Below are 254 nucleotides of genomic sequence, written 5' to 3'. Positions count from 1 at the left end.
GGCAAACCGAGAAGTTTACTTCTCGGGGTTGTAGGACTGCGACATGGGACTTTAAAAGGATAGAAGAATTACCTGGGAAGGTAAGCCAAAGAGAGTAATAGCCTCGTATTTAAAATTCTTTTGAGCCCTAGCAGTATCCTGAGTACGGCGAGACACGCGAAATCTCGTCGGAATCTGGGAGGACCATCTCCCAACCCTAAATACTCTCTAGTGACCGATAGTGAACCAGTACCGTGAGGGAAAGGTGAAAAGCA

1 rRNA gene is annotated in these 254 nt (G+C 46.9%); it reads left to right on the top strand.

The features are described 5' to 3' along the window. Positions 1-254, top strand: a 23S ribosomal RNA gene (locus G9F75_RS19835); the annotation flags it as partial.

Source organism: Bacillus sp. EKM208B (assembly GCF_011800725.1).
Taxonomy (GTDB): domain Bacteria; phylum Bacillota; class Bacilli; order Bacillales; family Bacillaceae; genus Bacillus; species Bacillus velezensis.
Note: the sequence above shows the minus strand (reverse complement) of the source record. Positions and strands in the feature narration are given on the sequence as shown.